At 56.3% G+C, this 12,134-nt stretch carries 16 protein-coding genes; 5 read left to right on the top strand and 11 right to left on the bottom strand.

What is annotated here, in order from left to right; genetic code table 11:
• Positions 1 to 75: 75 nt before the first annotated feature.
• Genes QBD29_RS12240 through QBD29_RS12255 form a run of 4 tightly spaced genes read right to left on the bottom strand, consistent with a single transcriptional unit; the run spans position 76 to position 3,138 of the window.
• A complete protein-coding gene (locus QBD29_RS12240; RefSeq protein ID WP_280098376.1) occupies positions 76 to 744 on the bottom strand; it encodes a dienelactone hydrolase family protein in 669 nt (222 codons plus the stop codon).
• Positions 741 to 1,364: a DNA-3-methyladenine glycosylase 2 family protein gene (locus QBD29_RS12245; RefSeq protein ID WP_280098377.1), complete on the bottom strand. Its 624-nt coding sequence runs from the start codon at positions 1,362 to 1,364 to the stop codon at positions 741 to 743. Before QBD29_RS12245 ends, QBD29_RS12240 begins: the two co-directional genes overlap by 4 nt.
• A complete protein-coding gene (locus QBD29_RS12250) occupies positions 1,361 to 2,083 on the bottom strand; it encodes a cobalt-precorrin-6A reductase (RefSeq protein ID WP_280098378.1) in 723 nt (240 codons plus the stop codon). Before QBD29_RS12250 ends, QBD29_RS12245 begins: the two co-directional genes overlap by 4 nt.
• Positions 2,083 to 3,138: a cobalt-precorrin-5B (C(1))-methyltransferase gene (locus QBD29_RS12255; protein WP_280098379.1), complete on the bottom strand. Its 1,056-nt coding sequence runs from the start codon at positions 3,136 to 3,138 to the stop codon at positions 2,083 to 2,085. The genes QBD29_RS12250 and QBD29_RS12255 overlap by 1 nt, the downstream gene beginning before the upstream one ends.
• A 205-nt stretch (positions 3,139 to 3,343) precedes the next feature.
• On the opposite strand from QBD29_RS12255, the gene cobA reads away from it, so the two are divergent.
• Both cobA and QBD29_RS12265 read left to right on the top strand, forming a co-directional pair.
• On the top strand, positions 3,344 to 4,195 hold the full coding sequence (gene cobA / locus QBD29_RS12260; RefSeq protein WP_280098380.1) for a uroporphyrinogen-III C-methyltransferase: 852 nt from the start codon (positions 3,344 to 3,346) through the stop codon (positions 4,193 to 4,195).
• Positions 4,196 to 5,455 carry a cobyrinate a,c-diamide synthase gene (locus QBD29_RS12265; RefSeq protein WP_280098381.1) on the top strand — a complete coding sequence of 420 codons (1,260 nt, stop codon included), beginning with the start codon at positions 4,196 to 4,198 and terminating at the stop codon, positions 5,453 to 5,455.
• A 12-nt stretch (positions 5,456 to 5,467) separates the two neighbouring features.
• On the opposite strand, the gene QBD29_RS12270 is transcribed toward QBD29_RS12265, so the two are convergent.
• Positions 5,468 to 6,073, bottom strand: coding sequence for a thermonuclease family protein (locus QBD29_RS12270; protein ID WP_280098382.1), 606 nt, complete (start codon positions 6,071 to 6,073; stop codon positions 5,468 to 5,470).
• A 99-nt stretch (positions 6,074 to 6,172) separates the two neighbouring features.
• Positions 6,173 to 6,775 carry a GNAT family protein gene (locus QBD29_RS12275; protein WP_280098383.1) on the bottom strand — a complete coding sequence of 201 codons (603 nt, stop codon included), beginning with the start codon at positions 6,773 to 6,775 and terminating at the stop codon, positions 6,173 to 6,175.
• A 215-nt stretch (positions 6,776 to 6,990) separates the two neighbouring features.
• Between QBD29_RS12275 and QBD29_RS12280 the strand changes: the two genes are divergently transcribed.
• Both QBD29_RS12280 and QBD29_RS12285 read left to right on the top strand, forming a co-directional pair.
• Positions 6,991 to 8,211: an MFS transporter gene (locus QBD29_RS12280; RefSeq protein ID WP_280098384.1), complete on the top strand. Its 1,221-nt coding sequence runs from the start codon at positions 6,991 to 6,993 to the stop codon at positions 8,209 to 8,211.
• Positions 8,211 to 8,918, top strand: coding sequence for a hypothetical protein (locus tag QBD29_RS12285; protein ID WP_280098385.1), 708 nt, complete (start codon positions 8,211 to 8,213; stop codon positions 8,916 to 8,918). Before QBD29_RS12280 ends, QBD29_RS12285 begins: the two co-directional genes overlap by 1 nt.
• A gap of 117 nt (positions 8,919 to 9,035) precedes the next feature.
• Here QBD29_RS12285 and QBD29_RS12290 read toward each other — a convergent pair whose 3' ends face one another.
• From QBD29_RS12290 to QBD29_RS12310, 5 genes are read right to left on the bottom strand one after another with little or no spacing between them, the layout of a single operon-like run.
• Positions 9,036 to 9,821, bottom strand: a complete 786-nt coding sequence (locus tag QBD29_RS12290) for a squalene/phytoene synthase family protein (protein ID WP_280098386.1) — start codon at positions 9,819 to 9,821, stop codon at positions 9,036 to 9,038.
• Positions 9,822 to 10,784 (bottom strand): alpha/beta fold hydrolase, encoded by a 963-nt coding sequence (locus QBD29_RS12295; RefSeq protein ID WP_280098387.1) that lies wholly within the window; start codon positions 10,782 to 10,784, stop codon positions 9,822 to 9,824.
• A gap of 4 nt (positions 10,785 to 10,788) precedes the next feature.
• Positions 10,789 to 10,995 carry a helix-turn-helix transcriptional regulator gene (locus tag QBD29_RS12300; RefSeq protein ID WP_280098388.1) on the bottom strand — a complete coding sequence of 69 codons (207 nt, stop codon included), beginning with the start codon at positions 10,993 to 10,995 and terminating at the stop codon, positions 10,789 to 10,791.
• Positions 10,995 to 11,396 (bottom strand): hypothetical protein, encoded by a 402-nt coding sequence (locus QBD29_RS12305; RefSeq protein WP_280098389.1) that lies wholly within the window; start codon positions 11,394 to 11,396, stop codon positions 10,995 to 10,997. The genes QBD29_RS12300 and QBD29_RS12305 overlap by 1 nt, the downstream gene beginning before the upstream one ends.
• A complete protein-coding gene (locus QBD29_RS12310; RefSeq protein WP_280098390.1) occupies positions 11,393 to 11,707 on the bottom strand; it encodes a multidrug efflux SMR transporter in 315 nt (104 codons plus the stop codon). The genes QBD29_RS12305 and QBD29_RS12310 overlap by 4 nt, the downstream gene beginning before the upstream one ends.
• A 172-nt stretch (positions 11,708 to 11,879) precedes the next feature.
• Here QBD29_RS12310 and QBD29_RS12315 point away from each other — a divergent pair, with 172 nt between their 5' ends.
• Positions 11,880 to 12,107: a hypothetical protein gene (locus tag QBD29_RS12315; protein WP_280098391.1), complete on the top strand. Its 228-nt coding sequence runs from the start codon at positions 11,880 to 11,882 to the stop codon at positions 12,105 to 12,107.
• Positions 12,108 to 12,134: the final 27 nt, after the last annotated feature.

The following is a 12,134-nucleotide window of genomic DNA, read 5'->3' on the forward strand; positions in this document are numbered from 1 at the left end:
GCGAATAGACCAACAAGGTGGTTAATCTAAGGCAAAGAGCCTCCGAAATATGGTAAGACTGTGGCGCACCCGCGCCTACTTCGCTGCCTTCCCAAACTTCTCAATCATAAACTGCAATGACAGCCCCAGCCCATCAGGCGCAATCCCATGCCCTGTGCCTTTGGACACATGCGTAAACACTTCAAACCCCGCACCTGTCAGCGCCTCCGCTGCCTCCGGCATGCTCACAGGTGGCACCACATCATCTGCATCCCCATGGATCAGCAGGATCGGCGGCTTGGATTGCACGTCCCCCAATGCCTCTGGTCGCAGCAACCGCCCAGAAAACCCTACAATACCAGCCAGTTGTTCGGCGCGTCGCGGCCCCACATGCAGACTCATCATCGTCCCTTGTGAAAATCCTACCAGCATCGTTTGCGCTGCGCTTACACCCTCCGTGGCCATAATCTCCGTCAGCCAATCGTCAAACAGCTGCGCAGACTCATCCATCCCCGCATTCGCGGCTTCTTCGGTGGACCCATCAATCCACGGGATTGGAAACCACTCATACCCCATTGGGTTCATCTGGCATTTATTCGGCGCGTTGGGCGCATAAAAAACCGTATCTGGCATATGTTCCGCCAATGGATCGCCCAGCGACAACAGATCATTGCCGTCCGCACCATACCCATGCACAAACACCACCAGCGTTTTCACTGTGCCTGATTTCGGGGCCTTTCGCCCACTGTCCAACAACGCCATCAACGTATTCCTTCTCTGTTCTTTATCACGCGGTAGTACGCCCATAACAAACGCGCCGCAACCGCCCGCCACGGCGACCATGCCACGGCCATAGCCTTCATCTCTTTCTCATTTGGCCGCGTGTCCAGCTCAAACAAAACCTTCGCCGCTTCTTGCAACGCCAAATCCCCGTGCGGAAACACATCCGCTCGCCCAAGCGACGACAACGCATAAACCTCCGCTGTCCACGTCCCAATCCCGATGATTTTGCACAGCTCTGCGATGACCTCCTCATCAGGAAAACCGCGCAAGCTGCTGTAATCCAACGTATTCTCCGCCAACGCCTTGGCATACCGCACCTTTGGCCGCGACAATCCAACCCCCTGCAAATCTTCCTCGGACGCAGCCGCCACATTGGCCTGCACATGATATCCCGCCGCCTCAACCCGGGCCCAAATCGCATTGGCCGAAGCAATGGACACCTGTTGCCCCACAACCGCACTCAGCAAGGCCGCGAACCCATCCCCGCGCCGTCGCAACGGCAACGGTCCCGTCTCTTCTAACGCCGCCGCAAAGCGTGGATCAAATGCGGCCAACCATGCCGCCCCCTCCGCCACATCCGCATCCGTTTCAATAATTCTCATTGCGCCAGCCACGCCACACAGTCTTTAACCGACCAAACCACCGCTGCCTCTGGCCGCTTGGGCCGCTTTTGCATCACCACTGGCAACCCCAGCTGCCGTGCCGCATCCAACTTGCTGCGCGACCGCGTGCCCCCTGCGTTTTTCACCACCAGCCACTCAATCCCCTCAGCCTTGAAAAACGCCACTTCTTCTTCAATCGAAAACGGCGGCCGCCCCACTACAAACCGTCCGTTTTCATATGGGAACGCGCGCTGAGGCGGATCAATCACGCGGCACAACAACCGCCGCCCTTTAAGACCCGCAAACTGGTCGAGTGTCTGCCGCCCGGTTCCCAAAAATACGGTAGCCCCTTCAGGGATTATCCCCTCAACCTCTTCAAATCGCTCAACATATCGCCAATCATCACCCGCTTGCGGCTTCCACCCCAACCGCTGTAAAATCACATGCCGCACCCCTGCGATCGCGCAGGCATTAGCCGCATGCCACGTCATCTGCGCTGCAAATGGGTGCGTTCCATCCACCACAACATCAATTTTGGCCTCTTCCAAATAGGCCACCAACCCATCCACACCGCCAAATCCGCCTACCCGCGTCTCGCACCCCAAATCAATTGGATCCCGCGTCGCCCCCGCCAGCGAAGCAATCACGTCATACTTGGCAGAAATCTCACCAATCAACGCCCGCGCATCAGACGTGCCCGCCAACACCAAAACCCGCATCACCCCGCTGTCCCCAGCACAGTTCCCGCCCGATCAATCACCACAATATCCACCGCTACATCAGCCCCGCGCAACTGCGCTTCAACCTCTGCTTTGGCCATCACTGCAATCTCTTGCGCCAACTCATTCCCCGCAATCGTCACCGCCTCCAGCGCCGTATTTGCGCCCGAAACATCCGCCAACCCCAATCGCGCTGCAACGTCATTTAACGCCGCAAAATCCACTTGGCTGCGTGAAGAATGCAAATCCACAGCCCCCTGCGCCAGCTTTGTGATCTTTCCGATCCCGCCTCCAATGGTGATGCGCGGCACGGGATGCTTGCGCAGATATTTCAGCAATCCACCCGAAAAATCCCCCATATCCAGCATCGCATGATCGGGCAGTCCAAACATCTCCTGCACCACCCGCTCGCTGGTCGCGCCAGTACATCCCGCCACATGGTCCTGCCCGCCAGCCCGCGCCACATCCACACCCCGATGAATACTCGCAATCCACGCCGCACAGGAAAATGGCCGCACCACCCCCGTGGTCCCAAGGATCGAAAGCCCCCCCTTAATCCCAAGCCGAGGGTTCCAAGTTTTCAGCGCAATCTCCGCCCCACCGGGCACAGACACCGTAATCTCCACATCCGGCGCGCGGCCATAAACCGCCGCCATCTCTTCAACCACACCACACATCATCTCGCGCGGCACTGGATTGATCGCAGGCTCCCCAACCCCAATGGGCAACCCCGCTTTGGTGACGGTTCCAACCCCGTCCCCAGCCTTAAAAACAACGCCACCGCCGCTCGCCGTAACCCGCGCCACAATCAACGCCCCATGCGTTACATCAGGATCATCCCCCGCATCTTTGGTGATCCCCACTTCGGCCCACCCCTCACCCTGCTCTTGATGTGCCAAAGGAAACACAGGCGTCTCTCCACGGGGCAGCGTAATGCCCACCTCGCGCGGAAATCCGTCCCCCCACAGCGCCATCAACCCCGCCTTCACAGCGGCGGTCGCGCAAGCGCCTGTGGTCCAGCCACGGCGCAAATCTCCTGTCGGTTTGCGTGCCATCCGCGCGACTATACCCCCCCACCTCATTTGCGCAATTCCCCATCGGCAAACCCACCTTCTTCTTTTAGCCAAAAATATCCGCAGGGGTGAATGCACAGCAGAGGGGGCAACAGCCCCCCTTAATCCTCGACCACAGGCGCATTTCTTCGCAATAGTGTCGCAACCCACCTTGCGACCCCTACCCTGCACGGCGCATAACAGCCCCATGAATACGAATCCTCTTCCCTCTGGCGACTGGCCCACTTTGGAACAAGGCTGGGTCTGGCTCTGTGGCGCAGGTCCGGGTGATCCCGGTCTCTTGACCCTGCACGCTCTGAACGCACTGCGCCAAGCGGACGTAATCGTATATGATGCGCTTGTGGATAAACGTATCCTTGACTGGGCAGGGCCACACACCACCCTCGAATACGCGGGCAAACGCGGCGGCAAACCCTCTGCCAAACAGCGCGACATTTCTCTGCGTCTGGTGGAACTTGCCAAACAAGGCAAACGCGTTCTGCGCCTCAAAGGTGGCGATCCCTTCGTGTTCGGTCGTGGCGGCGAAGAAGGCCAAACACTGGTGCAACACGGCATCCCCATCCGCATTATTCCGGGCATTTCAGCAGGAATCGGCGGCCTCGCCTATGCGGGCATCCCCGTCACCCACCGCGACGTAAACCAATCCGTCACATTCGTCACTGGCCACGATCAATCAGGCGAAACACCCTCGTCGCTCAATTGGAAAGCCATCTCAGACGGCTCCCAAGTGCTAGTGATCTACATGGGCATGAAGCACATGGAACGCATCAGCGCAGAACTGCTGAACGCAGGCCGTGCCGCCGATGAACCTTGCGCTGTTGTCACGTCCGCCACCACACCTGATCAACAGGTGCTTGAAACCACCCTTGGCAACATGGTTGCAGATATCGAAACCGCGGGCCTCACCCCGCCAGCCATCGTCTGCATCGGCAAATCCGTCCTCATGCGCCAAGCCCTCGACTGGGCCGCAATGGCCAAAGGCCAAGCCCCGCGCAACACAGACCCTCTGGGACGAGGCCGCCCCGCAGAATCCGCTTAAATGGCAGGTCTTATCCTCTCGGCTCCGGGGTCCGCCAGCGGCAAAACCACTCTTACCCTCGGCCTCCTGCGCGCCCTCAAAAATCGCGGCACGCCAATCCGCTCCGCCAAATCTGGCCCCGATTACATCGACCCGCGCTTCCACGCAGCAGCAAGCGGCGCTGAATGTCTCAACCTCGATGCTTGGGCGATGGATTCCGACACCATCCGCCACCTCGCCGCGGGCCCCGAACCGCTCTTGATCGAAGGCGCCATGGGCCTCTTCGACGGCGCGCCACCCCGTGGCAAAGGCGCGACAGCGGACCTCGCGCGCACGCTCAATCTTCCCGTTGTCCTCATTCTCGACGTCAGCCATCAGGCCCAATCCGCCGCCGCCATTGCCCACGGGTTCGCAACTCTTGATCCCAGCATTAAAATTGCAGGCCTGATCCTGAACAAAGTCGGCTCTCCGCGCCACGACCGCATGGTGCGCACCGCGCTCGAACCGCTCGCCATCCCCATCCTTGGCTCCATCCTGCGCCAGCCAAACCTGCAAACACCCTCCCGTCACCTCGGCCTAATCCAAGCGTCAGAGCATCCAGACCTCAACGCCTTCCTAAACCAAGCCGCTGATATCGCAGAACAAAACATCGACATCGACGCGCTCCTCGCACTCGCCACCGATCAAACCGCGCCAGCAAATCTAGCCACGATCCTCCCCCCACCCGCGCAGCGCATCTCCGTCGCGTCTGACACCGCCTTCGCCTTCGCCTACCCGCACTTGCTCCAAGGCTGGCATGCCATGGGCGCAGAAATCCAAACCTTCAGCCCATTGGCAGACCAAGCCCCTCCTGATTGCGACCTCGTCTTCCTCCCCGGCGGCTACCCCGAACTCCACGCAGGAAAACTCGCCAGTAATTCCACTTTCCTAAACGCTCTACGCTGCGCCCCCGCCGCCTACGGCGAATGCGGCGGCTACATGACATTGGGCGAAACCCTGATCGACGCGGATGGCACCGCACACAAAATGGCAGGCCTCCTGCCGCTCGAAACCAGCTTCGCCAAGCGCAAACTCCACCTCGGCTACCGCAACCTTACCCCTCAAGGGGGCCCCTGGAACACACCACTAAAGGCACACGAATTCCACTACGCCACCACGCTCAAAGCAGACGGCAATCCCCTGTTCCAAGCCACAGATGCAGAAGCCACCGCCCTCCCCGACATGGGCCTGCAAAACGGCAAAATCACAGGTTCCTTTGCTCATGTGATAGCGCCTGCGTAAAATACGAACAGGTTACTCGGCAGCTTCCTTTACCTTCTGCCGCGCCTCAAACTGTTCCCAGATGTGCATCCGCCCATTCTGCCGTGCATCTGCCAACCACAGCTTCCTGCGCACACCTTTGGGCTCCAGTTTATGATACACGCCGCCCGAAAATTTCGGCCAATCAATGGCGTTCCCCGTTTTCACCATTTCAGCCGAAATATCCCGACCATCTTCCAAATAACACAGCGCAACCGTGCGCCCATAGCGGTCTATCTCAGTGACTTCCGCGCGTATTTTTTGGCCTTTGCACATGTGAATCAAAGCCCATTTTGCCTTTTGCCCATAAGGATGGTTCAACTCGGGCGCATCGATCCCATACAATCGGACCTGCGTTTTGTTAATAACAAGACTGTCCCCATCCGTAATCCGCGCATACCCTTCTAAAATCTGTGGTAGAACCAAAGGCGTTGCACTTTGTGCGTCAAACACCTTCCGTTTGACGGACTTTCGATACTGAGGGTTCGGTCTGAATTTGGGCGGAATACGCCGATTGCTGCGTCCTTTGTCCCGATGCGAATTCCATACAACAACGGCAAGAACGACGAGGCACAAAAACAAAAATATTAGTATTTCCAATAATAAACCCTTTAAAATTAATTACTTAAAACCAATGCAGCAATCAACCTATAATTGATTCCACTTTTCTTAACAAACACGCTCGCCGACGAACACCCCCTAACTCAGCCGTTCCCGAATATCCTGCAACGTTTCTACTTGCCGCCCTTCGCCGTCAAAATTTCCGTCCAAAAACCATATTTCAAACGCTTTTCTACACAAAGCCCAGTCCTCTTTCAGAATTGAAAACCACGCGATATCCCGTTGCCACCCCTTCACAACGGCCGCATTTCGCCATGTGCCTTCATGCGTAAACCCAAGGTTCAACGCCGCGCGAAACGATGCTTCATTTTGCGCCTGACACCGCCAAACCAGCCGCTCATATTCCAGCGCATCCATTCCGTAACACATCAGCAGAAAGATCGCCTCGCGCCCCATGCGTGTGCCTTGCAGTTCGGGCGAAAACCAAATGCTGCCGATCTCAAACGCACCGTCCTCAGGATAAACATCACACATAGAAAGCCAGCCCATCGCGGTGCCCTCTGGCCCCAGTACGGCCCAAAACGGCTGATCTGAACGGGTGGACAAATCCTCAATCAAACGGCGCAGCGCGTCTTGATCGTCAAACGGCCCATACCGCAGATAAGTAAAACTCTGCGGCGCACGCGACACCACCGCCCACAAATCCTCCAGATGCGTCTGCCCTAGGGGTTCTAGGGTCACTGTGCGACCCGATATCTGCTTTTTTTCAGGAAATGCCCAATGAGCCCTGTCTATTTGCCGTCCCAACACCGTATCAAACTCCCCTTTGGCCCGTCACCTAACCGTGGCCTTCGGCCAACCACAACCCCTGCTTTCTTCTGGCCATAAATATCCATATTCAAACGACGCAACATTCCCCTTGCCCTTGCCCCCCTATCCCCACTACCGATGGACCTATGACCCAAGCCGCCAATATGTCCCAAGACCAGATTGCAGAACGCAACGTCTTGATCCTCATCATCGCCCAAGCTGTGCTTGGCGCGCAGATGCCGCTCCTCTTTACCTTTTCAGGGCTTGCAGGCCAGCAGCTTGCGTCAAACATCTGCTTTGCCACCCTACCGATATCGCTCATCGTGTTCGGCTCCATGACAACCGCCCCTTGGCTTTCGTCCTTTATGCAGAAATTTGGCCGCACCAAAGGTTTCATGCTCGGCGCCGCGGGCGGGGCCATTGGCGCAATCCTGTCCGCCTTGGCCATTTACACCAGCTCCTTTCCCCTCTTGCTGATCGGGTCCTATTTCACAGGCATCTACATGTCTGCGCACGGGTTTTACCGCTTTGCTGCTTCAGACGCCGCATCAGATGATTTCCGCCCCAAAGCCATCTCTTATGTCATGGCTGCGGGTCTCGCCTCTGCCATCATCGGCCCGCAACTTGGCTCGGCAATGTTTGATGCCATGGTGATCCCTTTCATGGGCGTTTACGCCGCCGCCTTTGCGCTGAACTGCTTGGGCTTTGTACTGTTCCCATTTCTTATCTCAGGCACTGCCAAACACGCCAAAGCAGCCCCCTATACAGGTCGCACGCGCATTGAACTGCTCAAATCCCCTCGTATCGCCACTTCAATGATCTGTGCCATGGTCGCCTATTCCTTGATGAACCTTGTGATGACATCCACGCCCCTCGCTGTTGTGGGCTGTGGTTTTGCAACCGAAACGGCGGGCCATATCGTGACAGCGCATGTGCTGGCCATGTTCGCACCCAGCTTTTTCACAGGCCACATCATCGCGCGTTTCGGCGTAGAACGGGTTGTGGGGGCTGGCCTCTTTATCCTGATGGGTGCAGGCATTGTTGCGCTCGCAGGCGTACAGCTCTCCAACTTCTATATCGCGCTGATCCTCTTGGGCTTCGGTTGGAACTTTGGCTTTATCGGTTCCACGGCTATGCTCGCCACCGCCCACACCGCTCAAGAGCGCGGCCCAGCCCAAGGCATGAACGATTTCCTTGTCTTTGGCCTTGTGACCGTAGCATCATTGGCCTCTGGTGGTTTGATGAACTGCTCTGGTGGCAACCCTGTTGAAGGCTGGAACGCCGTCAATTACGCCATGATCCCATTCCTCGCTCTCGCGTTCGGCTCCCTGATTTGGCTGTCGATGATCACACGCAAAAACGCGTAATGTTCTGGAAGTCGGAATTCATCTCTGAAGACCTCGCATTGTGGGTGTTTGACAACTACGCCTGGGCCATTGATCACCACAACCCGCGTTATTGGCTAAATCCAGACAGCCTCGTGCGCCCCACCAAACAGTATTTCAAAGCAAAAGGCGGCGGCGATCATGCTTCTGCCTTGGGCGTGTTTAACGACATCAAACGCCTGCTTGGCATGTCGAAAAAACGCATCGCCCTAGAACCAATCCCCCAGTTGCCCGAAAATATCGGCCACGAATACGGCCAAACCAGCATGATCGCTGGCCAGTATTTCCCCGACGAATTCAACCCTCTGATCACCTACAACCCACGCATCATGCGCCAACCTATCAACTTTATCGCAACCCTTGCCCATGAATTGATGCACGCCAAACTTGATCCCGTGGCAGATCAGCTCCCTGGGGGCTGGGACGCACATGAACTGGCCACAGACCTGCATTGCATCATTCACGGATTTGGTCTCATCCAATTGCAAGGGGCAGCAGATGCGGGATGGGCAGGCTATATGACTCAACCCACCCGCGCTTTTGCAACCGCCATTTTCGCAAAATTGACAGGCAGCGAAGCCCATATTGCCGCCGCACTCACTGGCCGCGAAGCAAAGCTGATGAAAAAAGCATTCAAAGCATTAAAGGATTGGGACGAAGAATTTTGCGCCCTGCGCGCCAAACTATAGCCTTTCGCGTTAACCCTGACTCACTTGGTGGTGGTTAAGAGACCTGTAAGTACCTAAGATCTAATGCCTTTCGCCAAAGGCTGATGCCTCAGGTTTTTCATGGAACGCTTTAACCGCTTAAAAACCGCCCATCAGCGCCAGTCGCATCAAACGCAGCTTCTTGCCCGCCTCTGATCCACCAAGCAAGCCCGCCCCAACCAATGCAGGATTATTGACCGCTTGCTTTAACACCCCACGCGCAAACCACTCCGCCCGCAGCGCAGCCCGCGCGGGTCTTGGTATCTTGCGCAAATCCTGACGGGCGGCATCCGCCCGCGCCAATCCAGCCTCTGCCAGCGTTTTCACACCTGCCTGCGTGCCATCTACCAACGGGTATCGGTCCGCTTCTTCTAATGCAGGAACCGCCATCAACAAACGCGCCACCGCACACCCCGCGCCATAGTCATAAGCGGCTTCGCTTTCGCCTCCCGACACCGCAACGGCCAACCCCATCAGCCCACCACCCGTGGCGTCCAGATATTGCTTCAATGCGGCATCATTGGCGTGCGGCTCTTTATAAATGTCCCACTGTCGAGCTTGGATCACCCCGTCGAGCCAGTCGCGCCGCAATCCCTGCGCACGCACCAATTCTGCCAGAGGCGTCACCACCTGATGGCGCCGCACTTCCCCGCCGTCAAAGATTTCCTCCACCGCATCAAGCCACCATTGCAACCGCATCTCTGCAATCATCGGCTCAGCCGTCACCCAAGGCGCCCGCGACACTTCAACGTTGAACGCATACAATACCATCAACGCATCACGTACCGCGCCACTGGCCGTCATAGCACTTAGAAAACGGTCAGGATCGCTTGTGCGCACTGTTTCTGCGCACAACGCAATATCCTCGCTGGGGTCATTTTGCATTTAGAACTCATTCACGAAGTCTACCATCAAGGCCGCAGCCTCTTCGTTCAAAAACACATCCAAATGCGAAACACCATCCAAAATGTGATAGGTGCCTTTGTCCGTTGCCGCAGTCATGGCGGTTTCAAACGCCTCTGCCAGAAACGCTTCGTCGTCACGCCCGACAATCAATTGGAACTTTGGCAATTTGCTCACATCAGCCAGATAATCAGATCGCGGCCCATAGGACGTATTCAACCGAAACGAATAGGCCTGCGTCATGGTTTCGGCCAGCGGCCCTTCTGGCAAATTAAACTCCATCACGGTCATACCATTGGCCGCCGTAATCCCCACACCGTTCAGCATCGACAGCCCGATAAACCGCCGCACCAATGGCTGCGCCCAGCCCCCTGCATCTGTGCGCGACGTCGGTGCATCATGCTTCAAAAATGGCGCGATCAAAACGGCTCCGTCAAGCATGTCTCCATGTGCGCCGCCCGCAAATCGAATGGTCAATCCACCCCCCGACGAATGCCCAACCATGATGACCTCTTGCCCATCTTCTTGATACGCAGTGATCAATTCGGCCAGGTCATCTTCCATCTGACCGATATATTGCACATCTCCCCTCGGCCCTTCGGTCAGCCCGTGACCGCGCAAATCTGGCAGCACAACCTTGGCCCCGCCAGCTGCAAATTGCTCTGCCAACCAGTTATACCCAGAACCATGTCCCCCTGATCCATGAACCACGACAACCAACGGGCCATCCCCCTCAAACAGGCGCACCGCCATGCGCGTACTGTCCGACAAGGTAAAAAACTCAGGTTCAACCGGCGGCGTTTTCAAAACCATCCGATCAAAATGCAACCCATCTCCATCAACCTTACCCGCAGGCCATTGTGACAGGATCAACCCCACTGCAATCACCAGATAAATCCCCGCAGAAATCGCTGCGAACCGTACAATTTTCTTAATAAATCCCATCGGATTATTCCTCTTCCAATTCAAAAACATCATGCACAGACACCTTTAAAACCGCCGCAATTTGCAGGGCCAAAACTGTACTTGGCACAAAAACTCTATTCTCAATCGTGTTGATGGTCTTACGCGATACACCCACCGCTGCCGCCAATTGCGCCTGTGTCATCCCCGCGTCACTGCGCAGCTGTTTCAAATGATTACGCAGCCCCCCCATTACAGCCCCCGCAATGTTGAAACCGCAAAGGTCAGCAAATACGCCGCCGCCATCAATGTACCCATCGCAGCAAACGCCACGTCAAACGTGGTCCATCCGGCTATCAGAAACGGGGCAAATGCGGGGTACATGAAAATACCAACCCAAAACCCAACCTTCACTGCACCATTCATTTCCGCAACAAACATTTCATCAGACGCCGCCTTGCGCGAGTCCGATCCCGCTTGCCAAAATGCCAGATAAATCGCCACCATAGCGGCAATACCCGCCACCCCTGGAATATATTGTGGCATCGGATCAGGGCGCCCCATCACAACGGCCAAAACGCCATAAGCAAGACACACAACCCCCGCAAACCCCATCAAAATACCACGCAACCGCACCAAACCTTCACCGTTCATGATGCCACCTTCAATCCTACGATCCCCGCAACGATCAGCGTAACGCTGCCCACCCGCAACAGGCTGGCAGGCTCGTTGAACCAGATCACGCCAAAAACAAACGTCCCGACCGCGCCAATGCCGACCCAAACAGGATAAGCCGTGCCCAAAGGCAGTGATTTCATGGCATACGCCAGCAACCAAAACCCTAAAAACGCTGTGACCCCCGTTAAGATGCTGGGCCCGACCTTTGTGAACCCCGCGCTCTCCTTCATTGCGCTGGCCCAAACCACCTCCAAAGCACCCGAGACAAATAAAACAAACCACGCCATCTGCGTTCCTTTCGTGTAACCTATGGGTTACTAAGTGTCAGATTAGAAAAGTAACGTCAAGGTTACATCTAAATTTTCTGCAAACCCCACTCACGCAATCGCGATCAGACGTGTGTACCCATTCAACGGCGCCGCTTTACGTTTCTGGACAACACAGAAAAGGAGAACACGCATGAAAACCTTTTTCATGACAACAGCCACAACAATCCTGATCGCAACAGGCGCGATGGCAAACACAACCATTGATCGGGTCGAACTTGAATTGATCCGCTCTGGACAGATTGAACTGGCCGGACAATACGACAGCTTGTCAGAGAATGAAAAACGCAAGCTGGTGAACAATTCCGACCCATGGGTACGCCAAGCAACACGCGAATGGATTAAGAGCCTGTACGACTAAATCCTACCAAAATAAGACGACACCGCC

The sequence above is a fragment of the Amylibacter sp. IMCC11727 genome (assembly GCF_029854195.1).
Lineage (GTDB): Bacteria > Pseudomonadota > Alphaproteobacteria > Rhodobacterales > Rhodobacteraceae > Amylibacter.

What these genes read in the sequence shown, in the direction of transcription:
- cobA (WP_280098380.1), top strand. Translation starts at nt 3,344, where the DNA reads ATGAATACGAATCCTCTTCCCTCTGGCGACTGGCCCACTTTGGAACAA.
- QBD29_RS12300 (WP_280098388.1), bottom strand. Translation starts at nt 10,995, where the DNA reads ATGGGGGGGCTGCGTAATCATTTGAAACAGCTGCGCAGTGACGCGGGG.
- QBD29_RS12255 (WP_280098379.1), bottom strand. Translation starts at nt 3,138, where the DNA reads ATGGCACGCAAACCGACAGGAGATTTGCGCCGTGGCTGGACCACAGGC.
- QBD29_RS12250 (WP_280098378.1), bottom strand. Translation starts at nt 2,083, where the DNA reads ATGCGGGTTTTGGTGTTGGCGGGCACGTCTGATGCGCGGGCGTTGATT.
- QBD29_RS12280 (WP_280098384.1), top strand. Translation starts at nt 6,991, where the DNA reads ATGACCCAAGCCGCCAATATGTCCCAAGACCAGATTGCAGAACGCAAC.
- QBD29_RS12310 (WP_280098390.1), bottom strand. Translation starts at nt 11,707, where the DNA reads ATGGCGTGGTTTGTTTTATTTGTCTCGGGTGCTTTGGAGGTGGTTTGG.
- QBD29_RS12290 (WP_280098386.1), bottom strand. Translation starts at nt 9,821, where the DNA reads ATGCAAAATGACCCCAGCGAGGATATTGCGTTGTGCGCAGAAACAGTG.
- QBD29_RS12285 (WP_280098385.1), top strand. Translation starts at nt 8,211, where the DNA reads ATGTTCTGGAAGTCGGAATTCATCTCTGAAGACCTCGCATTGTGGGTG.
- QBD29_RS12315 (WP_280098391.1), top strand. Translation starts at nt 11,880, where the DNA reads ATGAAAACCTTTTTCATGACAACAGCCACAACAATCCTGATCGCAACA.
- QBD29_RS12245 (WP_280098377.1), bottom strand. Translation starts at nt 1,364, where the DNA reads ATGAGAATTATTGAAACGGATGCGGATGTGGCGGAGGGGGCGGCATGG.
- QBD29_RS12265 (WP_280098381.1), top strand. Translation starts at nt 4,196, where the DNA reads ATGGCAGGTCTTATCCTCTCGGCTCCGGGGTCCGCCAGCGGCAAAACC.
- QBD29_RS12295 (WP_280098387.1), bottom strand. Translation starts at nt 10,784, where the DNA reads ATGGGATTTATTAAGAAAATTGTACGGTTCGCAGCGATTTCTGCGGGG.
- QBD29_RS12305 (WP_280098389.1), bottom strand. Translation starts at nt 11,396, where the DNA reads ATGAACGGTGAAGGTTTGGTGCGGTTGCGTGGTATTTTGATGGGGTTT.